Origin of the sequence: Vibrio algarum (assembly GCF_028204155.1) — a bacterium.
Lineage (GTDB): Bacteria > Pseudomonadota > Gammaproteobacteria > Enterobacterales > Vibrionaceae > Vibrio > Vibrio algarum.
Genome location: NZ_JAQLOI010000001.1, coordinates 271,375 through 295,555 on the forward strand (window position 1 = coordinate 271,375; position 24,181 = coordinate 295,555).

The following is a 24,181-nucleotide window of genomic DNA, read 5'->3' on the forward strand; positions in this document are numbered from 1 at the left end:
ATTCATCGCCTAACAGGCTTGTGTCTAGGAAATGAACCTCTGGTGGTTAACTTGATGGTTACCAATGAATAATAAAGATATAACCACTTGATTTTTAATCAGTTTAATATCTTAACCTATATTCAGATCCAAAACATTGAATAGCGTATCCCTAATACATCTACTTATCACTGTACAAACAAAGCCCCGCATTGCGGGGCTTTGTTTGTTTTCAATACAACAATCAAGAGCAATTAGTTAATCAGTCCAAAGGCTCTAGGTAGCGCTAAACTAATTTCTGGAATGAATGTAATTAATAACAATGTAACTATGAGTACCGCACAGAACGGCATAATACTTCTGATTACATTTTCTATTTTAGAACCACTGACACTACAACCGACAAATAATGCAGTACCAACTGGTGGTGTTGCAATACCGATACATAGGTTAAAGATAATCATCATCGCAAAGTGAATTGGATGCATACCAAGGTGCTCAGCAATCGGCATAAAGATTGGTGTAAAGATCAATACAGCCGGTGTAAGGTCCATAAACATACCAACGATCAGCAAGATAAGGTTCATCAAAATAAAGATGATAATAGGATTATCTGAGATAGATAGCATCCAGTCACTGATCATCGTTGGTAAACCTGTAAAGGCCATTGCCCATGACATGATGGTCGAAGCACCAATCAAGAACAGCATAATACCGGTGACCTGAACTGTTTCTCTGCAAATTATTGAGAAATGCGACCACTTGAGCGTTCGGTAACAGAGTGACAGCACAAAAGAGTAAAGGACGGCTATACATGCACCTTCTGTTGCGGTAAATACACCACCAATAATGCCGCCAATAACAACAAAAATAAGCCCTAAGCTCGGCGTTGCTTGCCAAAAAATGTTCAGTACATCTTTGGTTGTGAAGCCGGCATTAGCGCTTGTTTTGTAGCCTTTCTTTTTGCAATGAAATAAGCGACGACCATACAGCTTAGACCCATTAAAATACCCGGGACATAACCTGCGATAAACAATGCAGCAACGGATGTTCCCCCCGATACCACTGAGAATACGATGAGTGAATTACTCGGCGGAATCAGTAATCCTGCAGGGCACGATGCGACATTTACTGCTGTTGCTAAGTTTTTATCATAACCATCTTTTTCTAATTCAGGGCCTAAGGTTTTACCAACCGCAGCTGCGGCAGCAACGGCTGATCCAGAAACGGCACCAAACATCATATTGGCAAAGATGTTAACGTGTAAAAGAGATCCTGGAATCCAACCAACCATGAGCTTTGCGAGGTTGATAAGTCGACCAGCAATACCACCCACATTCATTATGTTCCCGGCGAGGATAAAGAAAGGAATAGCCAATAAACTGAAACTATCAATACCGGTAAAGATTTTTTGACCCGCAGTAATACTTGCCACTTCAAATGGCAAAATGAAATACATGATAGTCAAAGATGACATTGCAATTGCGATTGCAATTGGCATGCTTATCGCAATCATGAATAAAAATAGGCCTAGTAGCCAAACACCAATGGACAAGTCCATAATATAGAGTCCTTTTAAAACTTATTTTTTGTTAGGTTCACAAAAAGATCAACCGTATTCATTGCCAAATAAATGAGAATAATGGCGGCTGAAATAGGTAATATTGAATAAACTGTAGACATTGGTAATTGCAATGCAGGTGATAGTTGTTGTGTGGTTCTTTCCATTAGAGCGACGCCACCTTTAAGCATTGCTAAAGAGACAAATGCGCCAGAGATTACATTGATGAGTACATGTAATCCTATATGTGCTTTCCCCTTCAGAGAACCATCCAATAACGTTATTGCTAAATGTCCTTTTATACCGAATAAGTAGCTTGCTCCTAGTAGGCCAAGCCAAACCATCGTATAGCGAGCGAGTTCATCAGTCCAATTACTTGGGTCATTTAACACATAACGACTAAATACTTGCCAAGTGACAGTCACCACAAGCAACATTAATGCAAAAGAAGAAACAAAGAGAATCAACCTATTAAGTAGGTTTCTGAAAGTTGTTAACATGGGGTTATACCTCAAAAATTTTGCCTCAGCGAAGCCAAGGCAAAATTATATTTTTACCAATACTATTTAAAGCGCTTCAATTTTCTCAATGAATGAAGCTAGTTTAGGATCTTTTTTAGCTTCATCAATCATAGGTTTAACAGCTGCACGGAAAGGGGCTTTATCAACTTCAACAAATGTTACGCCTTCTTTGATTCCTTTCTCTTTGTTCATGTTATCTGTTTCGTCCCAGATTTTGATCTGTTCTTCAAGAGACTCAGCTGCAGCTTCTTTTAGCATTTTTTGCTCTGCTGCTGTCAATGAATTCCATTTATTTTCTGAAATGATAATCACATCAGGTGTCATCATGTGTTGGTCCATAGAGTAAAATTTAGCAACTTCACTATGTTTCATTTCAACTAAGCTAGAAATATTATTTTCAGCTCCGTCAATAACTCCTTGTTGTAACGCAGTGTAGACTTCATTGAATGGTACTGGTGTTGCCTTTCCGCCTAATAGATTAACCATTTCCATCATGGTTGGAGAACCAGGAACACGAACTTTCATGCCAGCAAGATCAGCAGGTGAGTTAATTGGTTTTTTAGCGTAGAAACTACGTGTACCTGAATCATAAAACGTAAGACCAATGAAACCTTTACCTTTACTTGTGCCTAGCATCTCTTCAGCAACATCACTTCTCATGAATGTTCTCATGTGTGGGACGTCACGGAATAAGAAAGGAATAGCGTTAACTTTAAAAGTTGGTTCAAAAGATTCAGCTAAACCGCCATTGATTTTGGCCATATCGATCGCGCCAGTAACCACTTGCTCAGCTTGATCGCGTTCAGAACCTAGTTGTGCATTTGGAAAAATCTTAATAGTAAGCTCACCATTAGATTTGGCTTTTACTTTCTCCGCCATGATAACCATACCTTTATGCGCAGCACTTTCTAAAGACATAGCGTGGCCAAGGGTTAATTGTGTAGCATAAACACTAGGTGCTAACAGCAAAGTGGTTACCAAAGGGATCAATATCTTTTTCATCGTCTATTTCCTTATTAAAAAATCAATTATTGCAATGTGTTGTAGCAACTCTTTTATGTCCTAAAACAATAATTTCATATTACGAAAACCATTATGTATTACAATATTAATATATTTTAAATATGATTGTGATCTCAGTTCAAACAATCAAAATATGACTCACATCACTGTTAACATATTTATGTGTGTGCATTGAAAAAGAAGTTGAACATAGTCAACTAACACCTCCTAAAACCAATAACCACTTATCGTACCCATATTACCCCTGAAATTAAAAAGTATAATTAAATCAATATATTAAATAGGTATTACGTGCAGCCAAGCGAATCCATCTTGCCACAGAAAGGGATGCTTATCTTTGATAAAACAAGAAATGCAAAGCCATTCTAATGATAAGTATTATTTAAGGGGTAAGTTAATGATTGATAATATGAAATAGGATAGCAACACCCTGTTTGAAGTAATCAGGTACGCGGTGTGGTGTTTTTTTGATTTAGTTCTAATGTACTGAGAATAAAAAGCCTTCAACTAAATAGAAACATTTTTGTCGATCAAAATAAGAACAACCTGAAGTTGAAAACTCTATAGGGTTAATGTAACAGCGCTTTGGATCGGGTTATGTAATCTTGTGGATCTTTGTCAGCTATAGGTTGAGAATAGGCAATAACTTGTGCTACTCTTCGCGTCCATTTTTCCGGCCTCTGGTTTAACCCATCAGAAGCCGTTATTATCTTGTTTTGGTCCGCAGATCAGTGATTCGCGATTAGGCAAAACTTTAATTTAGTGTGGGATGAAAGAGATGGCTCAAGGGACTCTTTATATAGTATCAGCGCCTAGTGGTGCAGGTAAATCTAGCTTAATTTCAGCTTTGCTGGAAACAAACCCGACTTACGCTATGAAAGTCTCTGTATCTCACACGACACGTGGCATGCGCCCCGGTGAAGAAGATGGTTTACACTATCATTTTATTCAAAAAGAAAAGTTTGAAGAGCTCATCGAGAAAAACGAATTTCTAGAGCATGCAGAAGTTTTTGGTAACTACTATGGAACTTCTCGCGTCTGGATTGAAGAGAACCTGCAAAAAGGAATCGACGTTTTCCTAGATATTGACTGGCAAGGTGCTCGCCAGATCCGTAAACAGATGCCCCTTGCTAAAAGCGTTTTTATCATCCCACCCTCTAATGGGGAACTAGAACGTCGCCTCAATGCGAGAGGGCAAGATAACGCAGCTGTAATAGCAAAACGCATGAGTGAAGCAAAATCAGAAATGTCACATTTTAGCGAATACGATTATCTTATCGTTAATGACGATTTTGATGCTTCATTAATGGACTTTAAAGCCATTATTCGTGCAGAACGATTAAAACAAGACAAACAAGCGGCGAAATATAACGGTATGCTCACAGCACTATTGGCAGAATAAGCCTTTAGACTGTATACTTTCTCGTCATTCAGAATATTTAGTTAACATATTGGAGTCCACATGGCACGCGTAACTGTTCAAGATGCAGTTGAAAAAGTTGGCAACCGCTTCGACCTAGTACTAATCTCAGCGCGCCGCGCTCGTCAAATGCAAACTGGTGGAAAAGATTCACTAGTGCCAGAAGAGAACGATAAACCTACTGTAATTGCACTTCGTGAAATCGAAGAAGGCTTGATCACTAAGGACGTTCTTGATGCACGTGAGCGCCAAGAGCAGCAAGAGCAAGAAGCTGCAGAACTAGCGGCTGTAAGTAGCATCACTCACGCTCGTTAATTCGAGTGAATAACTCAAGTAACCTCTCAGGCCTTTAATTTGTATCTATTCGATAGCCTAAAAGATGTTGCCCAAGAATACCTAACAGAGCCTCAACTTGAGGCTCTGCGTCAATCTTATGTGGTAGCAAAAGATGCCCATGAAGGGCAGACCCGTTCCAGCGGGGAACCTTATATCATTCACCCTGTTGCTGTAGCTCGAATCCTTGCAGAAATGCGTTTGGATCACGAAACATTAATGGCTGCACTTTTACATGATGTGATTGAAGATACGGAAATTTCTAAGGAAGATCTTGCGAATCAATTTGGCGACACTGTGGCTGAATTGGTTGATGGGGTATCAAAATTAGACAAACTTAAATTCCGAGACAGAAAAGAAGCCCAAGCCGAGAACTTTCGCAAGATGGTGCTTGCCATGGTGCAAGACATTCGCGTAATTCTAATTAAACTCTCGGATCGCACACACAATATGCGGACCCTTGGCGCTCTTCGTCCTGATAAACGCCGTCGAATAGCTCGAGAAACGCTAGAGATATTCGCTCCCCTAGCCCATCGGCTAGGTATCCACAATATTAAAACCGAGTTAGAAGAACTTGGTTTTGAGGCTCTCTATCCAAATCGCTACAAAGTCCTTAAAGAAGTAGTGAAGACGGCACGTGGAAATCGTAAAGAGATGATTCAGCGAATTCACTCTGAGATTGAAGGCCGTTTAGAGGAAGTTGGGCTAAATGCACGAGTTTTCGGACGAGAGAAAAACCTCTTTTCTATCTACAACAAAATGAAAACCAAAGAACAGCGTTTCCATACTATTATGGATATCTACGCTTTTCGAGTCATCGTAGATAGCCCAGACACTTGCTATCGCGTATTAGGCCAAGTACACAATCTTTATAAGCCTCGTCCAGCTAGGATGAAGGACTATATCGCGGTACCTAAAGCTAATGGCTACCAATCGCTACATACCTCCATGGTCGGTCCTCATGGCGTTCCTGTAGAAGTGCAAATTCGCACAGAAGACATGGATCAAATGGCAGACAAAGGTGTTGCTGCTCATTGGTCTTATAAGGCCGGTGGGGATCGTAAAGGCACCACCGCGCAAGTGAAAGCACAACGTTGGATGCAGAGCTTACTCGAGCTTCAACAAAGTGCTGGCAACTCATTTGAATTTATTGAAAACGTTAAATCCGATCTTTTCCCTGATGAAATTTTCGTATTTACACCAAAAGGGCGCATTGTCGAATTACCTGCTGGTGCAACCGCCGTCGATTTTGCCTATGCCGTTCATACTGATGTAGGGAATACCTGTGTCGGTGCTCGAGTTGACCGCCAACCTTATCCTTTAAGTAAATCACTTAAGAATGGTCAAGCCATCGAGATTATAAGTGCGCCGGGCGCTCGTCCAAATGCGGCTTGGCTTAACTATGTAGTAACCTCTAGAGCTCGAACCAAAATTCGTCAAGTTCTAAAAACCATGCGTCGTGAAGAATCGGTAGCATTAGGCCGTCGGTTACTCAATCACGCATTGGGTCGACACTCAGTTGACACCATCTACCCAGAAAATATAGAACATGTCTTATCTGAGCTGAAAATGAAGTCACTCGACGACATGTTAGCAGCGATAGGTTTGGGTGAGTTGATGAGCATAGTTATTGCACGTCGCTTGCTAGGTGACGCAGACGAACTAACCGAAACAAGTTCAATCGCTTCAACATCAAGTAAAAAGCTGTCTATTAAGGGAGCCGATGGCATTCTGCTTACTTACGCGAAATGTTGCCACCCAATACCCGGTGACCATATTATTGCTCACGTATCACCTGGACGCGGCTTGGTTGTACACCTTGAATCTTGTCCAAATATACGCGGTTATCAGAAAGAACCCGATAAGTATATGTCGGTCGAATGGTCTGGTGAGCATGAACACGAATTCATCTCCGAATTACAAATAGATATGCATAACCACCAAGGTGCGCTAGCAGAACTCACCAATGTTGTGGCTCGTACTGGTTCAAATATCCATGGTATTTCAACAGAAGAAAAAGATGGGCGTCTGTATACGGTTACTTTAGCCATTACGACCAAAAACCGCGTACACCTTGCTGAAATCATGAAGAAAATTCGAGTGATACCGCATGCGTTAAGAGTGAAACGCAGAAGAACTTAGTTACAACACTTAAATTCGAGTGCTTCTATTCCCTAAAATCAGAAGCACTCAGAATCAATAATCTATCCCAGAACATTCCAGTAATCGTTGAAATATAATGAACTTAGACCGCTATAACCGCATTCAAACTGTTCTCAAAGCCCGTCAAATCGATTTAACTCTTTGTCTGGAAGAAGTCCATAAGCCAAACAATGTCTCTGCTATCATTCGGACTGCTGACGCGGCTGGTATACATAAAGTACACGCGGTTTGGCCCAAAAAGAATATGCGCACCTTGAGCCATACTTCTGCGGGAGCACGTAACTGGGTAGAAGTAAAAACTCACGAAACGATCGAAAGTGCCGTTGGTGAACTGAAAGCTCAAAACATGCAGGTTTTAGCCACTAATCTTTCCGACAATGCCGTTGATTTCAGAGAAATTGATTACACCAAACCGACTGCTATTATTCTTGGTGGTGAAAAGTTCGGTATATCAAGTGGCGCGTTGGAGCTTGCGGATCAAGATATTATCATTCCTATGGTAGGCATGGTTCAATCTCTGAACGTTTCCGTTGCTAGTGCACTTATTCTATTTGAAGCACAGAGACAACGCCAACTGGCGGGGTTATATGATAGAGACGTCTCGGTACTACCTGAAGAGGTGATCCACAAAACACTCTTTGAACGTGGTCACCCTGTTCTTGCCAAAGTCGCCAAGCGCAAAAAACTAGAATACCCTCCCTTAGATGAAGAGGGTCAAATTGTTGCTGATGCGGCCTGGTGGGCCGAAATGCAAAGGCGTTAAGACTTAAACCACGCAGCGACTTGGTCAGCTTTAGGCACACTCCCTTTATGAACAACCTTCTCGTCAATGACGACAGCTGGTGTCTTCATAACCTCATAAGCCATAATATCTTGCAGATCTTTCACTTTTATTAGCTCTATCTCAACTTGTTGAGATTTGGCAGCCTCTTCAATAAGTTGGGCTGTTATTTGACAGTTTTTACAACCAGAACCTAATACTTTTACTACTTTCATTGGTCTTTCCTTTGTTTAAGTTTAAATAAATGAAATGGCATTGAACAACCAGCCAACTAACGTAAATGCAACTAGCAACACAGCAAATAACACCGCCAACAATTTCCACTTCATTACCTGCTTTAAAAGAATAAATTCGGGAAAGCTCGCAGCGACAGTGCTCATACAAAAAGCTAAGGTTGTACCAATAGGCAAACCATTAACAATCAAGCTCTCCATTACGGGGATAACACCCGTTGCGTTCGAATATAGAGGAATACCTAAAAGAACCGCGGCAGGTACAGACCACCACTGCCCCTCACCTAAATGAGCTTCAATCCAACCATCCGGCACAAATCCATGTAAAGCGGCACCAATTCCTACACCAATAAAAACCCACTTCCACACTCGACCGAAAATTTCAGATGTTTCATCTTTAGCAAACTGATGACGCTGCTTTAAAGACAATTTTTCTGCTTTTTGAACCTCGGTAGGATGATCCAATTGATTTTTTGCCCCTCTCTTTAGAGCGTCTGCAGCAAAAGAAACCAGCCAACGCTCTGCTTTTATTGCATCCAAAAAGAAACCACCCAACATCCCAACACTAATGCCAATCAAGATATATAGAACCGTAAATTTCCACCCCAATAAACTAACCAGTAACAGTACTGCGACTTCATTAATCAGAGGTGACGTAATAAGAAAAGCCATTGTGATACCGAGTGGTATCCCAGCGGAAGTAAACCCAAGGAAGACAGGAATACTTGAACATGAACAAAATGGTGTGATAGAGCCAAAAGTGGCACCGAGTAAATAGCCAGTAAAGCGATGTTTCCCTGCTAAGTAATCCCTCACGCGCTCGACATCCAAAGATGCACGTATCACCGCAATCAAGTAAATCATGATAATAAGAAGAGCAAATATCTTGGTGGTATCTTCTACAAAGAAATGCACCGCATCACCCAACTTAGTCTCTGGTGATAACCCTAGCAAATCAAAAACTAGCCATGATGCGAAATCAGTAAAAATTTGAAACATGTACATCCCATAAAATAAAGCGGCTTTATCTTAAAGACGAAGCCGCTTTATAAAGGATTCATAAAAAATGAAATTTATTTTTAATCTCTACGGGTAAAACAGCAAACCTGCTGATTCTCATCTAGTTTTACCTGACAAGAAAGTTGGATGTTTTGTTTTAGTTTTTCTCTTGCACGACGAATTCGAGATTTCGTTGCTGCTAGGGTCAAACCGTGGTTATTGGCAAATGATTGCTGACTCACCCCTTCCAAATCACAAGCAGTAATGATCTCCCGATCAGCTTGACTAAGCTCCGAAATGACTCTAGGAAGGCAACTCAATGCAAGAAGATCAACCGGTGCTAAGATCTCTTCTTCCTCCTCTACATCAGAATTTATCGGTTGAAACGTGCGCTTTCTTGCGTGGTCTATTAACAAGTTTTTAGCGACTCGAAATAACCAAGCCTTGGTATTTCTTACATCACAAAAGGTCGCTTGCTGATTCATCACTTTAACAAAAACGTCTTGTAAAATGTCTTGTACTAATTGTTTATCGCCTGTCTGTTTGAACAACCACTGAAGCAATGGTTGTTCATATTTCTGCCATGCACGTATTGCGCACGGAAAGGCTTTACCGTGTTTTTTGGAATCACTTTCTAACATTACTGTTTTATATCTTTTTCTGCCCCACCAAGTAGGAACTTATTGTCACTGCTAACCACGACACCATGGCGTAAGAAGTTTTCGCCAAGAATCATGCTGTAACCAAAACGGGAGCGGTCTTGAAGATTAACCTTTACCGTCTCGCGGATATCACCAATCTGAACATCCATTTTGACCACAGGTCTATGATTCGCTTTCTCTCCTGCTTTAGCTTTTATCGTCATCATTCTTACCACTTGTCGTGTGAATGACTTCTTATCACCTTGCTCATTTTCATAGACAAAATCGACCATGTCTTTGCCCTCTTTTTTGTATAACTTAATATTTTGAGCATGCATGGAGCTGACATCGGCACCAGTATCCAATTTCACAGGGAAATTTAAACCTTCTACTGTGGCATTTTCTATATAGCCCGCTTTTACTAAGGTATGAGATTCAAGTAGCAAATCGGTTCGGGTGTTAATGATTACCCCGCCTTTCTTAGATTCTTGCCCTATAATAAATATCTGTTGCTCATTGTTATCTACGGTTTCTAGGGCAACGTCGTATTCGCTATATTTTCCACTGGCTTCTAACCTGACTCTAATGACTGGCCTTACGGTATCACCTACTCTGATCTTCCTTAGAATAGGTTTCACAAATTTCTTTTGTTCACCAACATCATCTTGTAGGAAATAGGTTACCTGCTGTCCTTTATCCGCACTGGAAATTTCGAAGCTACTCACCTTCAGAACAGGCGTTTTCACCCTCAAATCAGGCTTGGCATTCAATTCGATGCCATCGACCAAAATTAACTCTTCAGGAGAGACCACAAGTGGATTTTTATCTTTGAGGCGTTGAGAGAATTCTTCCTTAGGTTTGTCCAAAAGATTTTTTTCACTGGCGCTAATAACAAAATTTTTGCTCAGAGCTTCTCTACCTAACCTTAATTGACTAGAACTCTTTGAACGATCTCGCAAGTACACGTGTAATTTTGTTTCAAAGTGTTTTTCACCTTTCACGGGGATATAAACTTCCGGCCGTTCAATGTCGCCAAACTTAATCATTCCTATAAGTGGAAGCGTGAAGGACTTGCTGTTTCCTTCGTTATCATTGGTATCAAAACTGACTTGCTTGGCTTTTTTATCTACCTTGATATTAGTGGCGTGTAAAACAGAAGATTTGCTCTCCATTGAAATACTGACATCCATAGCAAGACCATTAACCATCATCGTTTCTTGGCGACCAATCAGCGTAGCCTTCGGTTGTTCTTGTAAATAATCGTACCCTGCAAATACCCATGCATTCTGTTTTAGAAAAGTCTTACCAATTAAAATTGGAGTGCTAAAGTTGCCTCTGTCTGTCAGGCTCGCTTCCGTCTCGATTTCCACGTCACCAATTTTCATCGTAAGCCCAATAACAGGGCGATATAGAGGTTCTTCACTTGTTCGACTACGGACAACACTCACTCGCGCTAAACTTTTTTCAAACTCCAGTACATCCCCAGTATACGGGTTTGTTACATTAAATATTACGGTAAGCTTTAGGTCTCTTTCTGGCGTATCAAACTCATCGAGCCACCAATTACTTTGAGAACCTCCAAATTCGTCCACGATATACTTAAGTAATTCGCTATCTGATAATCCCTTGTACTTAGGGTTACTGCTCAAAATATGGATATTATCGGCGTGAATAGATGTTGTATCAGCACCAGTATCTATTTTTCCGTCAAATGGAATGTGCTTGTATTTATCTGTGCCGGTCAGATAGACATTTTCTACACGACCAAATACGGATAGCCCATCCAGTTCATAAGCGGGGTTTTGCGTTGTATAACTGTTTTCACTAGCACTAGCACAGAAGCTAAGTAACAAGGCTGTTAATAGCGAAAGGGTGATTTTTTTCATTCTAATAATCCGTAACATGCAGATATTTCATTAATTTATTCATTCTAGTCAATGTAGCCAAGAACAACAGTAATTCATGTCAAAGTTACGCAAAAGTAATTAATCTGATATCGAGCCAATTATAGGTTGAGATAAAACATACCAACCTAGTAATTCTCTGTTTTGCCCCCATTTATAAATCAATGCGAAAATTAATTAAAGAGATCCACGGATGAGTCAAACTCTATCTCAGCAACAAAACACCGCTCAACACCTAAGCCAACTGATAGCAAAAGAGCTTAACGTTCGAGTAGAACAGGTTACTGCAACCATTAATCTTATTGACGAGGGAAGTACGATCCCGTTTATCGCAAGATATCGTAAGGAAGTAACCGGTGGTTTAGATGACACTCAACTAAGGAACCTGGATGCTCGATTAAGTTATCTTCGAGAATTAAATGAACGCCGAAAAACGATTCTTAAGTCCATTAATGACCAAGGTAAACTCACTGCTAAATTAGAGAATGACATCAATCAAGCTGATAGCAAAACTCGACTAGAAGATCTCTACCTTCCCTATAAACCCAAAAGAAGAACAAAGGGACAGATTGCGATAGAGGCGGGCTTAGAGCCATTAGCGACAACACTTTGGAAAGAAGCACAAAGCGACCCTGAGACAGAAGCAAAGCAGTACATTAATCCAGAGAAAGGGATAATTGATACTAAGTCTGCACTCGATGGTGCTCGCTCTATCATAATGGAACAGATAGCTGAAAATGCGGATTTAATTAGCAAGCTAAGACAATACTTAAGCACTCAGGCCGAGATTGTTTCTCGAGTAATAGAAGGGAAAGAACAAGAAGGTCAAAAATTTAAAGATTACTTCGAACACAATGAGAAACTGAGTAAGACACCATCTCATAGAGCTTTAGCCATGCTTCGTGGCCGCAATGAAGGTTTTCTGCAGCTATCAATGAATGCTGATCCGAATCAAGATGAAAGTATTCGTAGCTCCTATTGTGAAGAGATCATTACGAACCACTATGGCATTAACCTAAGCGATACAGCTGCAAATAAATGGCGCAAACAGGTGATCAGTTGGGCGTGGAGAATAAAAATATCGACCCATATGGAAACCGAAATGATGGGGGCGATGAAAGAACGCAGCGAAATGGATGCTATTGAAGTATTCGCTTCCAATCTAAAAGACCTTTTAATGGCCGCTCCTGCTGGTCCAAAAGCAACGCTAGGTTTGGATCCGGGCCTTCGAACTGGTTCTAAAATCGCCGTTGTAGATGCGACGGGTAAAGTACTAGCAACCGATACTATATACCCACATCAGCCTCACAATCAGATCGACAAATCGGCTCATGTAATTGAAAAACTGATCAAACAGCACGGAGTTGACCTCATTGCTATTGGCAATGGCACAGCCTCTCGCGAAACCGATGATTTTGTCGCGAATACATTAAAAAAAGCCAATTTAAGCACACAAAAAATTATCGTCAGCGAAGCTGGAGCGTCTGTATATTCCGCATCTGAGCTTGCCGCTAATGAGTTTCCTAATATGGATGTGTCCTTACGTGGAGCGGTTTCTATTGCGAGGCGATTGCAAGATCCACTCGCTGAACTGGTGAAGATAGACCCTAAATCTATAGGTGTGGGCCAATATCAACATGATGTTAGCCAAGCCGCATTAGCCAAGCGATTAAATGCCGTGGTAGAAGATTGTGTGAATGCGGTTGGGGTAGATGTGAATACGGCCTCTTCAGCGCTTCTCAATCGTGTAGCAGGGCTTTCTAATACTATTGCAGAAAATATTGTTAAATATAGAGATGAGAATGGTCGTTTCGAAACCAGAACCACACTTAAAAAGGTGGCACGTTTAGGCCCTAAAGCCTTTGAGCAGTGTGCGGGTTTCTTACGTATTATGGATGGGAAAAACCCATTAGATGCATCCTCTGTTCACCCTGAAGCCTATCCTGTGGTTAAGTTGGTTGCAGAAAAGAACAATAAACCGATAAAAGCCCTGATTGGTGATACCCCGTTCTTGCGCTCTCTTAATGCCATAGACTATACCGACAACACCTTTGGGGTTCCGACCGTTACCGATATTATCAAAGAGTTGGATAAACCAGGGCGAGATCCTAGACCTGAATTCAAAACCGCGACCTTTGCTGATGGCATTAACGCTATTTCTGATCTAGAACCTGGGATGATTCTTGAAGGCGTTGTTTCAAACGTAGCTAATTTTGGTGCATTCGTAGACATCGGTGTCCACCAAGACGGTTTAGTACATATATCTGCTTTAACGGACCGTTATGTGGCCGATCCTCGTGAGATAGTAAAAGCCGGTGATATTGTGAAGGTAAAAGTGCTTGAAGTGGAAGTCCAGCGTAAGCGTATTGCGCTTTCAATGCGGCTAACCGACGAGCCAGGGCAAGCCAACAAAGCTCAGGTAAAACGCAATACAAACACGGAGCGCAACAATAAACCTAAAAACTCAGGCTCTCAAAATCAATCGTTTGGAAATAGTGCCTTTGCGGATGCGTTTAAAAAAGCAAAAAGGTAAGGCGAGGGGGTTTGTAAAAAATAAGTTATAGGTTCTTATTTACCCAAGAACCTATAACTCTATTCAGAGTTTTCATAGCACCGCAATCACCTCGGAAGGGCAGTTTGGCGCTACAGCATGACCGTAGTGATACTTTATCACTGTACGTCTACGCTCCATTTTTCCTAACGTAATCGCTGCATCAATTAGCTTTTTAGGCAACCGAAAGCGAATCGTGTAGCCTAAACCCTGTTTCTCCGAGTACGTTTGAAGTGCAAGCAATTCAAACAATCGACTCAACGTGTCTTTAGGTTCTTCACTTTGCGCTGACTTAGCGTTTGTCTCATTGTCCAGTCCATAGTCAGGATGGTCCGACGCTTCCCAAGCAGGTCGTTTCCGGCGCTTATCATCTGCTTTAATACGCCTTTCTGCATTGGATTTTGCCAGTTCTACTGGCGGCGTAACAGGTTCACGAACCTTATTATCTCTCGCCGCTTGTTCAGTTTGAACATTGACCGAAGGAGCTATCAGTGGCACGTTCACATTGGTCGGTGACACAATCATAACAAACCTCCTTCTACTACAACCTTTTACTTAGTAGTGGCTATACCTAAGTATAAATTCCTCTATTTGGTAACTGGTTAGATACCTTATCGGCCAAACTGTTCAATTATTTACCACTAAATCGTATTAATTGTGAACAAAACTCATCTAACTCCGTCATAAATGGAGCGTGAGAAGATTGACTAAATACATAATACTCTGAATTTGATAACAATTCTTGCAAGTCATTCGCGACTTTTATCGGCACTAAACCATCAAGTCGACCGTAGATTCGTAAAAATGGCATACTGATTTGATTTAACTCACCCCGTAAATCTACATTCCCCAGCATATTTAAACCGACAAGTAACGATTCGGGGTTTGGGAGAGGACGTGATAAAACCGCCTTTTTTAATGCTTTTACATCTTGTCTTGCTGTTGGGCTTCCCATCGCTTGCAATGCCATAAAACGCTCTATCGTTGGGTGAAAATCTTCGACAAGTTGCTCTGTGAAAGCGGACAGTACCGCTGGTTTTATCCCTCTCCAGCGTTTTTCAGCTGCAAATTTAGGTGAACTCGCTACAGTCACTAACTTCGAAACTCGATCTGGAAAATTCAACGCGATATGGGTAGCAATTAATCCGCCAAGTGACCAACCAACCCAAATAGCTTGCTCTGGCGCATGTTCCAATACCATTTCCGCTGCGCTATTAATATTGTCTGCATGTAATTCAGAGCTGTGACCATAACCTGGTAAATCGACAACATGAACAGTAAAGTGTGCTGATAATTTTTCGACCGTCTGCTGCCAAACTGCCCCATTCATCCCCCACCCGTGAATCAAAACTAGGTTTTCACCCTGCCCTTCTCGATGCCAGAATAAAGCTGGGGAGGCTATCATCTTATCTGCTACTTCATTCATGAATTATCCCTTAAATCCTTTTTTATTATTTAACCTGTACTCAAGTTATTTATATCAACAGTGACTATTGGAGCTTCTAATGTGGGGAACAAAACTACGTCGCTATATTACTCGCCATTCTAACCCAGTTTGCCATTTATGTGGTCTCACCAAAGGCGTAGAGACAAAAGATATCATTTGGTGTCACAACTGTTTATCCCTTTTTTCTGCCAAGCCACGATGCTATCAATGTGGTTTAGAAACCTTAGCACCCGTTGCTAAATGCGGCTCTTGCTTAACCGAGCCTCCTCTTTGGGACAGGCTTTTTTGTGTTGGTGATTATAGGCCCCCACTTTCTAACTATATCTACAACTTAAAATATTCTGGAGGATTGAAATACGGTTATGATTTAAGTTACTTACTGTCTAAAAGAATAGATAATCCCGCTCCACTCATTGCTAGTATGCCCCTTCATTGGCAACGCTTTTTTCATCGCGGTTACAACCAGAGCGATGTTCTTGGGAACTACTTAGCAACCCATCTACAAAGTCAGCCTGTTTTCACTTCTCAGCTATTTAAACGAATTAAATCTACGCCTAGCCAACAAGGTCTCAACAAGGAACAAAGGATGAAAAACTTGAAGCACGCATTTACCCTCAATTGGGTACCAAATCAAACACATATCGCAATTATCGATGACGTGGTGACAACAGGTAGCTCGGTCCGACAGTTATGTGCATTACTACTTGATGTTGGGGTAAAAAAATTGATATTTATTGTATCTGCAGAACAGGAATATAATGCCTAATAACTCGACGTTATTGAATCAAACGACAAAGTATCAATTTTCGTTTGGCATCCTGTAATCGCGAGAGTAGAATAGAATCAAATAACCTACAAAAATAGTCAGGTATTAATTGTGTCAATTATTATTACTATCACTGAGAGTGCTCAAGCACATTTTGCCAAGTTGCTAGAACAGCAACCAGAAAATACTAATATACGTGTTTTTGTCGTAAACCCAGGAACACCAAACGCTGAATGTGGTGTCTCTTACTGTCCGCCTGAAGCGGTAGAAGCAAGCGATACCAAAATTGAGTTTCAACCATTTTCGGCTTTTGTTGATGAGTTGAGTCTGCCGTTTCTCGAAGACGCAGAAATTGATTATGTCACAGATAAAATGGGTTCACAGCTTACGTTAAAAGCACCAAATGCTAAAATGCGTAAAGTCTCTGACGATGCTTCTTTGATGGAGCGACTAGAGTATGCGATTCAAACTCAAGTTAATCCACAGTTAGCCGGCCATGGTGGCCATGTAAGCCTAGTGGAAATTACAGAAGATGGCATTGCTCTAGTTCAATTTGGTGGCGGCTGTAATGGTTGTTCGATGGTTGATGTCACGCTTAAAGAAGGCATAGAGAAAGAACTCGTTCAGCAATTCGAAGGCGAATTGACAGCCGTTCGTGATGCAACTGAACACGACCGTGGTGAACACTCATATTACTAGTTCACTACATCGAATACGTTTTTCCTAAACCGTTAAACAAGTCGAATTGATATAAAAAGACAGCTACTGCGCTGTCTTTTTTATTAATAACTTCTTCTTAATCTTTAATTTTTAAAATTTCATCCCAAGGCAACGCTTCGTCACCTAGCACAATGAAATTGGGGTTCTCTAAGGTTTCTCTCTCATTGTAAGAAAGCGGCTCAAGCTGAGTGCTTAAAATTCGACCACCAGCTTCTTGAACAATGCACTGCGTTGCTGCTGTATCCCATTCTCCGGTTGGTCCAAGTCTTAGATAACAATCAACAGCACCTTCTGCGACTAAGCATGCTTTTAATGCTGCTGACCCTAACGGAACCAGATCATAGTTCCAAGCTGGCGACATTCTATCGGTTATTTTATTGATATTCTGACGACGACTGATAGCAATGGCTATCGCTTGATGAGCAGCTTCATGGGTAAGCGTATTTATGCTAACACTTTCACCTACTTCTGGAATCTTCCAGGCACCGTGGCCTTCATAGGCGTAATAGGTCACACCAGAAACGGGAGCATAAACAACCCCCATCACAGGCCTATTGTTTTCTATTAGTGCAATGATCGTTGCAAAGTCGCCACTTCGAGCGATGAACTCTTGTGTTCCATCAAGAGGGTCGACAAGCCAGTATCGGTTCCATTGAGAACGTTGTTCTAGCGATATGTCTGCATCCTCTTCCGATAATACTGGGATATCAGACGTAAGCTCAGATAGCTTCTCACCAATAAATTTATGTGCGGCCAAGTCTGCACTCGTAACCGGCGTTGAATCGGATTTAGTGAATTCTTCGTATTCTCTATTCTCATAAATATCGAGTATAAGTTGCCCGGCCGCTCTAGCAACGTCAATAACGGATGGGATGAGATGAGATAAGTCTTTGCTCAAAGTTGCCATATGCATTCCTAGTCCGTTTTATTCGATAACGTATTTTTTGCCAAGTAACGTTGAGCTAACATTAAGGCGGCGATGCTTCTTGCTTCACTGAAATCCATATGAGATAGCAGTTCATCTGATTGATTAAATGGCCAACGAATCACTTCTAACGGCTCTGGTTCATCCCCTTCTAATGTCTCTGGATACAAACCTTCCACTAAAAATAGCGTCATTTCGCTAGAAAAATAAGAAGGCGCTAGCACCACTTTTTTCAGTGGTATAAACGTGGTTCCACCTAAGCCTATCTCTTCTTTTAACTCTCGATTGGCGGCGTCTTCTGGTGTTTCGCCTAAATCGACTAACCCTTTAGGGAAGCCAAGTTCATATTCTTCAGTGCCCGCTGCGTACTCTCTGACCAGCAACAGATCACCGTTTTCAGTGATAGGTACCATCATTACAGCTTCACGGCCACTACGACGCATTCGTTCGTATGTACGCTTTACACCATTAGAAAACTCAAGATCAAGAGACTCAATAGTAAACAACTTAGATTTAGCTGCTGTTTCTACTGTTAATATTTTCGGCTTCTTATTTTTTGCCATCCCTTGCTCCTAATCCAGTTCAGTTCAGTTCAGTAACTTAGTCTTATCGCTCATATTTATTCTAATAATAGCAATGCACATCAAACATTTCTGCTACAAGGTAGATTAGTTTAGTTTGCCTGCATAAGTAAATGGATATTCACCATTGTTATTTGGACGTCCAAGCCATCTAAGCTGAGATTTCATCGCTTTAGGGAATTCGGTATTGGGTTTAAACAGAGCGTCCACGTTATAACGTTGATCCGGTAACAATTCGCCTTTTATTGAAGCCGTAAGTTGATTGTCGTTATGCTCACCAGTGACAGTTAGTCGGCTTTCTTCGCATTTCAAGTCTGTTATAACCGTACCCAATTCCAATCCACCTAATGGTGATCCTATTTGACTTCCATTCCAGACAAGGGTTCCTGTTGCAGTCTGACACCAAGGTTGAGCATAGATATATTCATTAATCGATAGCTCTAGGTTCCCATCTACAGTAATAGGAAGCGGCATTGATAGTTGATCTAATACATTTTTTGCAGGCATTGAAACAACCACATTTTCTGCATAGACCCCAGATAACCCCACACCGAAGTTACCTTTACCCATTAACTTTGCATCGCTTCCACGACCAAATCGAAACGAATAATGAGCCTTCCCTTGAAGCAGTGTTAGTGGTTGAAATTGCCATGTTGCATGACCAAAATTGTCGTTATTCCAACCAATATTTTGAGCTTCTCCCGCCCAAATAGTGCCACTAGGTGAATCGATTTTTAAGCTAGGCATCTCGGGAATATATCTCAAGGCAAACGAAACTGGCATATGTACAACAACGCTAATGAACAGCACAGTAAGAAAGCAAATGATGAGAAGTGTAATGTGTTTCAAATTATCCTCCTCGCTTTAACTGCAAACGTTTTACTTCAATGATCCCTTTAGAGTCACTACTAGAAATATCCATAAATTCAACTTGAACCGATTGTTTTCTTTGCAAATAAGCAAGCCAATGTACAAATTGGTCAAAGGCAACAGGTTTGACCCATACCTGCAACATGTCATCACGAGGCTGAATTCGAATTAATTCAATTTTATAACTTTGGGCTGAAGTAGAAACCACCTGATTAAACGGTTCATCTGAAGTGGAAATCCCACTTTTACTTCTAAGCTCAACAATCCGATCTGCACTATCAACGACCCATTGAAGCAATTGCTTTTCACTATTTATCCTTACTTTAGCTGTATCTGTTCGCTCTGAAATAGGCTGAATGAGCCCCCAATACATACCACCTAGTAATAATAATATTGAGCAGGCGATAACCAATCTCTGCTCTCTTAAAGAAATGCTGCCCCACCAAGATAAAATAGACTCTTTTAAAGCACTCATTGTTTCTGCCTCAATACAAAACTGCCTGACACTTTGTTCGCTTTTTTATCCAGTGGCCCCTGTGTCACAGCGAACTTTTCTGCCAACTTCGTTCTTACTACCTCAAAAGTTTGAAAGTCGTCCATTGATGCTTCAAGACGAACCTCTCCCCGATTAGCATCATATCTAATATTGCTAATCTCAATTGAGGACTTTCCTTTCAATGCGTCGGGTATTAATGCTAACCATGCCAATACTGAGGTTTCCGAATCACCATGCGATAGTAAGTTTTCTTCATCTGACATTTGGCGTTTCAAATAACTCACTGTCGGTATTCTATTTTTATTTGGGAAGATGGTTCGAAAAATTCGTTCACTTTCAGTTCGGTACGCTGTAGCTTGCGCTTCATACTGATTTACTTGCAAAACTTGTTGTGTCGTAAATATCAATAGCAATAGACAAGCTGCAATCACAACATTTTTCCAAACCTTCATATATTTTAATATTGATGGTTGAGGTTTAAATGTTCCCGTTAATAAATTCGTAGATGAACGGATAGCGCCTTTAGTAAGAAGCTCCATGACTAACTCTGGCTCAGCCTGTTGCCAGTCGGTGCCATTAAGTAACGAATCAGGAATCAGGGTAAAGCTTAAGATACTGCCTTTTGCATCTTGCTCTTTGCACCAGTTAGATTCTAGAAAAAGCGACAACCATTGCTCATCTATCGATATTGATTGATTTTGAGACTTCCTAAACAACCATTGCGAATCAATTTGAACCGCAGATATATTGTTATCATTTAACGGCAAGGTCTCAGCATCAGGTATTACTTTGCTGATAGCGATACCCACTTCAGAAAAAGCCTGAAGCCATTCGGATAAGTACGTATTATCTACTGCAACTACCTCCACCTCTTTATCGCTTTTTTTCAAGATTGAAAAGTGCAGTTCATCAACATCTTGAGCAATATCATCTTCCAAAAGATATGGCAGCATAGTATCAACTTGTCGAGCTGCACCCGCTGGTATTTCTGCTTTCATTAGCAATATGTCACGACTATCTAATAACAGCAGTGCCACTCGTTGATTTGCATAACTAGAAAGCTCACTTAGCTGCTCTTTGCTGCTAAGTTCCCCGCTTGCAATTATTTCATTCTGGCTGGTAGACCAAACTAACCACCGAATCGGTGATTGCTTGTCTCTACTCAGTCGAACCGTCAGAAACTCGCTCAATGACTCCTCCAAAACGTCGTCGTATAACAGAGACGTCTTTTCTATCTTTACTAAAGAGTAAGCTTCTAATTCTTACTCTCGATTCATTTACTATAACCTGAGCATCAAGCTCAAAGTATTGGCTGTCTATTGTTAAAAAACCTTCGGCTTTATCTCTTGTTGTTGCAACTATTGTCGCAATTTGTCTTTCTGCTAAAAAGTCTTCAACTGAAGCCCATCCATCGTAAGGCCTATTTTCTATTAATGCTGTTGCGTCACCCAGACTCAGAGCCGGTGAGAACATCGCAACTAAGATAACCGCACCGTTCTCATCTACTGTATTTACATTGAGTCGCCAATCATCCCATGGTAAAGCACACACCACCGGTCTTATTTTTTCCATGACGACAGCATTCATCTGATGTACAGCCCTTAACTCCGTGCTATCCGCTATCATGCCATTCGGAGTGATATAAGCAGGCAGTAACGCTTCATAGGTGCTATCTTCAACACCATAATCTGTCGTCGATGTAGTATCTGAATCTAAAAATTCCCATGTGGAATCAGCGATGACTTCAGCTTGATAGTTTTCTACTTCAAGCTCTTCGAGTATAGCTTGCCAAACGCTGACTAAATAAGGCTTAGAAGTGCTATTTGCCTGCTGCTTTTCTTTGCCTAAGGCATTGATATTAAAACACGCCTGTTTATCCACTATTTTTCCTGAGGCAACCCCGTAATCGAGAGGGAACACTTGTTCTTTCAATGCCCAAGGTTGGCTCATATTGATGGTATCGCCATCTTCATAGCTTTGTTGAATACCATATTTAGCGAGTGCTTCAATTCCAATGCTGTACCAGAAAGCCTGTTGATGGCTTATTCTACTTTCTACACGTGTATAGTTAACAAATAATCTTTCTGTCATTGTCGCGGCAATTGACACCATCACGGCCAATATAAGCAAGACAACGATTAGAGCCGCTCCAGCACTTTTCTTTGCTTTCCTGCGCGATGGTTTATTGATCATTACCATCACCTTCAGAACCTAGTTGCAAGCGTTCGCCTGCAGTCAAATAAACTCGTTCAATATCACCATAATCTTTTAAAGTAAATGTAATTGAAAGAGCCTTAGGTAGCGTTAAAGGTTCGTCCCAGCTTTCGCTCCAACCATCTTCTTTATAAAACTGCATTTCTATCTTTTCAACATCATCGAGAAGGCTTGTAACTACCCCTTCCTGGCCTACAGGGGTGTCTGGGTAGCGCCACCAAACTCGCTCAAGTCGATCTGCGACGATACGATAACCTACCTTAGTTATCTCTCCACGAGGAAAAACTTGCTGTGGATTTTGCCACCCCAACCGAGTAAAAAGTACCGCTTTATTTTCTGATTCGATTAACCCTTCTTGCCAAAACAGAATGTTCTCGTCGGGCTCTTCTCCATTGGTTCTAAATCTTCTTAACGCTATCTGCCTAAAATCATTATCAATAATAACCATGGCACGTTGTATATCTTTAAGACGCTCCGTTTTTTCAAGTGACGCTTGATTACTACGCTGCACCTGATTAAGCACCATATAAGCTGACACACTAAGAGAAGCAAAAATAGCGATAGCGACAAGGACTTCTATTAAAGTGAAACCTTCTTGTACTTTGCGGCGATAACGTTTATTTATCGACATAACTTCTCACCGTCACGATGGGACTTTTTACGTCTTTGTCTAAGGAAACACTAACGTCAAATGCCGCTATAAATCCAACCGCTGTTTCCACAGGTGTTACCTTCCAATACCACTCTTTTCCCACCATCTGTGCTTTACCTGAATAAGCACTTTTAGGCGCACCAGACAACATCACCCTACTTATTTGATTATCCACAATGAGTGAGGCGAACGTTTTTTCTTCCAGATAAGAGAGCGTATTTAAATGTTGAGTAACAGAACGCATAACACTGATAGCAGCCGTAGCAAAGATGGCTAGTGCCACCAAAACTTCAATTAATGTCATGCCACGTGTACGGCGATTCATCGGGTATCGTTCTCATTTTGTATGTCTTGGGCATGAATAAGGTCAATAGAACCGGATTCTTTTACATCGACAACCCAACCATTGTCTTTATCTTCCACTGAAAATATGGAAAGACGAAAAGGTGTCATTTCACCACTAGACAACACAAATAATTGAGGTGGTTTGATTTTGTTTTCTGACTCCAGTTCCGCAAACATATCTTCATCAAACAAGCTTTCTTGTTTAAAGAAACTTTCATTTTGTGACCAAGCGTCGCCACCCAACTCAAACGAAAGCTTCACTCCATCTTGCAATGTTGTTTCTGTGTAGATTTTGTTTTCAAACAATTGCCACCCATCACTTTCTAATTGGAGGTAGCTATAGGTGCCTTTTTTCTCGTCTACCCTAATGCCTAAATCTTTACCGTTTAAGATGGCATGTTCGTTAAGGAGTTGTATTCGATAATAAAAACGCTGAGCTTGTTCCTTCGCTATATCTTGTTTTGAATCAGGCAAATTAAAGATAACGGCGACAGCACTGAGCGACATCAACACAATTACGAGCATGATCTCAATTAAGGTAAAGCCCGCATTTTTACGTTTCATATCTGCCACAACATCATGCCAACTTGTCGACCCAGCTTATGTCGAAATTAGAAATCTTGAATATTCCAATTACCAATATCTGCGGCACTACCTTCGCCACCCTCTTGGCCATCTGAACCCAAACTGAAGATATCAAGCGTTCCTTTATCTCCAGGGCTAAGATATTGATAATCATAGCCCCAAGGGTCTTGTGGTAAACGTCGGATATATCCACCGTCTCGATAGTTTCTTGGCTCAGGGCTTCCACTAGGCTTCGTCACCAAAGCTTCTAAACCTTGATCTGTTGTAGGATAAACACTGTTATCCAACTTATACATATCCAATGCCTGTTCCAATGCCGAAATATCAGACACCGCTTTTTGCTGATCCGCTTTTTCTTTATTCCCCAATAAATTAGGAACAACAACACTTGCTAAAATTCCTAAAATGACCACAACAACCATTATCTCAAGTAAGGTAAAGCCATTCTGTTTTTTATTTTTCATTTTTATC

The 24,181-nt window shown here is 41.0% G+C and carries 23 protein-coding genes and 3 pseudogenes; 7 read left to right on the top strand and 19 right to left on the bottom strand.

Annotated elements, in window-relative coordinates; translation table 11 throughout:
* Window positions 1-233: 233 nt before the first annotated feature.
* The 3 genes and pseudogenes from PGX00_RS01430 to PGX00_RS01440 all read right to left on the bottom strand — a co-directional run bounded on the left by PGX00_RS01430 (window position 234) and on the right by PGX00_RS01440 (window position 3,063).
* Window positions 234-1,540: pseudogene (locus PGX00_RS01430) on the bottom strand (TRAP transporter large permease).
* 21 nt (window positions 1,541-1,561) lie between these two features.
* Window positions 1,562-2,040 (bottom strand): annotated as a pseudogene (locus tag PGX00_RS01435) (TRAP transporter small permease).
* A gap of 66 nt (window positions 2,041-2,106) precedes the next feature.
* Window positions 2,107-3,063: a TRAP transporter substrate-binding protein gene (locus PGX00_RS01440; protein WP_272132309.1), complete on the bottom strand. Its 957-nt coding sequence runs from the start codon at window positions 3,061-3,063 to the stop codon at window positions 2,107-2,109.
* Between the two features lie 799 nt (window positions 3,064-3,862).
* Between PGX00_RS01440 and gmk the strand changes: the two genes are divergently transcribed.
* The 4 genes from gmk (at window position 3,863) to trmH (ending at window position 7,763) form a co-directional block, all read left to right on the top strand.
* On the top strand, window positions 3,863-4,486 hold the full coding sequence (gmk, locus tag PGX00_RS01445; protein WP_272132310.1) for a guanylate kinase: 624 nt from the start codon (window positions 3,863-3,865) through the stop codon (window positions 4,484-4,486).
* A gap of 60 nt (window positions 4,487-4,546) precedes the next feature.
* Entirely contained in the window at window positions 4,547-4,819 is a 273-nt protein-coding gene (rpoZ, locus tag PGX00_RS01450) for a DNA-directed RNA polymerase subunit omega (protein ID WP_272132312.1), read from the top strand.
* A 39-nt stretch (window positions 4,820-4,858) separates the two neighbouring features.
* Window positions 4,859-6,979, top strand: coding sequence for a bifunctional GTP diphosphokinase/guanosine-3',5'-bis pyrophosphate 3'-pyrophosphohydrolase (spoT, locus tag PGX00_RS01455; RefSeq protein ID WP_272132314.1), 2,121 nt, complete (start codon window positions 4,859-4,861; stop codon window positions 6,977-6,979).
* A 97-nt stretch (window positions 6,980-7,076) separates the two neighbouring features.
* The gene (trmH, locus tag PGX00_RS01460) at window positions 7,077-7,763 is read left to right on the top strand and encodes a tRNA (guanosine(18)-2'-O)-methyltransferase TrmH (RefSeq protein ID WP_272132315.1); all 687 of its coding nucleotides are present in this window, start codon (window positions 7,077-7,079) and stop codon (window positions 7,761-7,763) included.
* Here trmH and PGX00_RS01465 read toward each other — a convergent pair.
* The 4 genes from PGX00_RS01465 to PGX00_RS01480 all read right to left on the bottom strand — a co-directional run bounded on the left by PGX00_RS01465 (window position 7,760) and on the right by PGX00_RS01480 (window position 11,540).
* Complete coding sequence (locus PGX00_RS01465) at window positions 7,760-7,996, bottom strand: thioredoxin family protein (protein WP_272132316.1); 237 nt, start codon at window positions 7,994-7,996, stop codon at window positions 7,760-7,762. The genes trmH and PGX00_RS01465 overlap by 4 nt on opposite strands.
* A 21-nt stretch (window positions 7,997-8,017) precedes the next feature.
* Entirely contained in the window at window positions 8,018-9,013 is a 996-nt protein-coding gene (locus tag PGX00_RS01470; protein ID WP_272132318.1) for a permease, read from the bottom strand.
* Between the two features lie 80 nt (window positions 9,014-9,093).
* Complete coding sequence (locus PGX00_RS01475) at window positions 9,094-9,654, bottom strand: sigma-70 family RNA polymerase sigma factor (protein WP_272132319.1); 561 nt, start codon at window positions 9,652-9,654, stop codon at window positions 9,094-9,096.
* Entirely contained in the window at window positions 9,654-11,540 is a 1,887-nt protein-coding gene (locus tag PGX00_RS01480; protein ID WP_272132321.1) for a putative ATP-dependent zinc protease, read from the bottom strand. The genes PGX00_RS01475 and PGX00_RS01480 overlap by 1 nt, the downstream gene beginning before the upstream one ends.
* Before the next feature lie 211 nt (window positions 11,541-11,751).
* On the opposite strand from PGX00_RS01480, the pseudogene PGX00_RS01485 reads away from it, so the two are divergent.
* Window positions 11,752-13,969: pseudogene (locus PGX00_RS01485) on the top strand (Tex family protein); the annotation flags it as partial.
* Window positions 13,970-14,163: 194 nt separating this feature from the next.
* Here the strand turns inward: PGX00_RS01485 and PGX00_RS01490 are convergent.
* Window positions 14,164-14,634, bottom strand: coding sequence for an ATP-dependent Lon protease (locus tag PGX00_RS01490; RefSeq protein WP_272132324.1), 471 nt, complete (start codon window positions 14,632-14,634; stop codon window positions 14,164-14,166).
* 106 nt (window positions 14,635-14,740) lie between these two features.
* A complete protein-coding gene (gene bioH / locus PGX00_RS01495; RefSeq protein WP_272132326.1) occupies window positions 14,741-15,535 on the bottom strand; it encodes a pimeloyl-ACP methyl ester esterase BioH in 795 nt (264 codons plus the stop codon).
* Window positions 15,536-15,614: 79 nt separating this feature from the next.
* Here bioH and PGX00_RS01500 point away from each other — a divergent pair, with 79 nt between their 5' ends.
* Complete coding sequence (locus tag PGX00_RS01500; RefSeq protein ID WP_272132328.1) at window positions 15,615-16,322, top strand: ComF family protein; 708 nt, start codon at window positions 15,615-15,617, stop codon at window positions 16,320-16,322.
* A gap of 111 nt (window positions 16,323-16,433) precedes the next feature.
* On the top strand, window positions 16,434-17,021 hold the full coding sequence (nfuA, locus tag PGX00_RS01505; protein WP_272132330.1) for a Fe-S biogenesis protein NfuA: 588 nt from the start codon (window positions 16,434-16,436) through the stop codon (window positions 17,019-17,021).
* A gap of 97 nt (window positions 17,022-17,118) precedes the next feature.
* Here the strand turns inward: nfuA and cysQ are convergent, their stop codons facing one another.
* The 10 genes from cysQ to gspG form a co-directional block, all read right to left on the bottom strand.
* A complete protein-coding gene (cysQ, locus tag PGX00_RS01510) occupies window positions 17,119-17,949 on the bottom strand; it encodes a 3'(2'),5'-bisphosphate nucleotidase CysQ (RefSeq protein WP_272132332.1) in 831 nt (276 codons plus the stop codon).
* A gap of 8 nt (window positions 17,950-17,957) precedes the next feature.
* On the bottom strand, window positions 17,958-18,530 hold the full coding sequence (nudE, locus tag PGX00_RS01515) for an ADP compounds hydrolase NudE (protein WP_272132334.1): 573 nt from the start codon (window positions 18,528-18,530) through the stop codon (window positions 17,958-17,960).
* A 105-nt stretch (window positions 18,531-18,635) separates the two neighbouring features.
* The gene (locus tag PGX00_RS01520) at window positions 18,636-19,397 is read right to left on the bottom strand and encodes a type II secretion system protein N (RefSeq protein ID WP_272132336.1); all 762 of its coding nucleotides are present in this window, start codon (window positions 19,395-19,397) and stop codon (window positions 18,636-18,638) included.
* A 1-nt stretch (window position 19,398) separates the two neighbouring features.
* Complete coding sequence (locus PGX00_RS01525) at window positions 19,399-19,893, bottom strand: type II secretion system protein M (RefSeq protein ID WP_272132338.1); 495 nt, start codon at window positions 19,891-19,893, stop codon at window positions 19,399-19,401.
* Window positions 19,890-21,104, bottom strand: a complete 1,215-nt coding sequence (gene gspL / locus PGX00_RS01530) for a type II secretion system protein GspL (RefSeq protein WP_272132340.1) — start codon at window positions 21,102-21,104, stop codon at window positions 19,890-19,892. The genes PGX00_RS01525 and gspL overlap by 4 nt, the downstream gene beginning before the upstream one ends.
* Window positions 21,073-22,107, bottom strand: coding sequence for a type II secretion system minor pseudopilin GspK (gene gspK, locus PGX00_RS01535; RefSeq protein WP_272132342.1), 1,035 nt, complete (start codon window positions 22,105-22,107; stop codon window positions 21,073-21,075). The genes gspL and gspK overlap by 32 nt, the downstream gene beginning before the upstream one ends.
* Complete coding sequence (gspJ, locus tag PGX00_RS01540) at window positions 22,097-22,759, bottom strand: type II secretion system minor pseudopilin GspJ (protein WP_272132343.1); 663 nt, start codon at window positions 22,757-22,759, stop codon at window positions 22,097-22,099. Before gspJ ends, gspK begins: the two co-directional genes overlap by 11 nt.
* Entirely contained in the window at window positions 22,746-23,105 is a 360-nt protein-coding gene (gene gspI, locus PGX00_RS01545) for a type II secretion system minor pseudopilin GspI (protein ID WP_272132344.1), read from the bottom strand. The genes gspJ and gspI overlap by 14 nt, the downstream gene beginning before the upstream one ends.
* Entirely contained in the window at window positions 23,102-23,689 is a 588-nt protein-coding gene (gspH, locus tag PGX00_RS01550) for a type II secretion system minor pseudopilin GspH (protein WP_272132346.1), read from the bottom strand. Before gspH ends, gspI begins: the two co-directional genes overlap by 4 nt.
* Window positions 23,690-23,736: 47 nt before the next feature.
* Window positions 23,737-24,180 carry a type II secretion system major pseudopilin GspG gene (gspG, locus tag PGX00_RS01555; protein WP_272137883.1) on the bottom strand — a complete coding sequence of 148 codons (444 nt, stop codon included), beginning with the start codon at window positions 24,178-24,180 and terminating at the stop codon, window positions 23,737-23,739.
* Between the last annotated feature and the right edge of the window lies 1 nt (window position 24,181).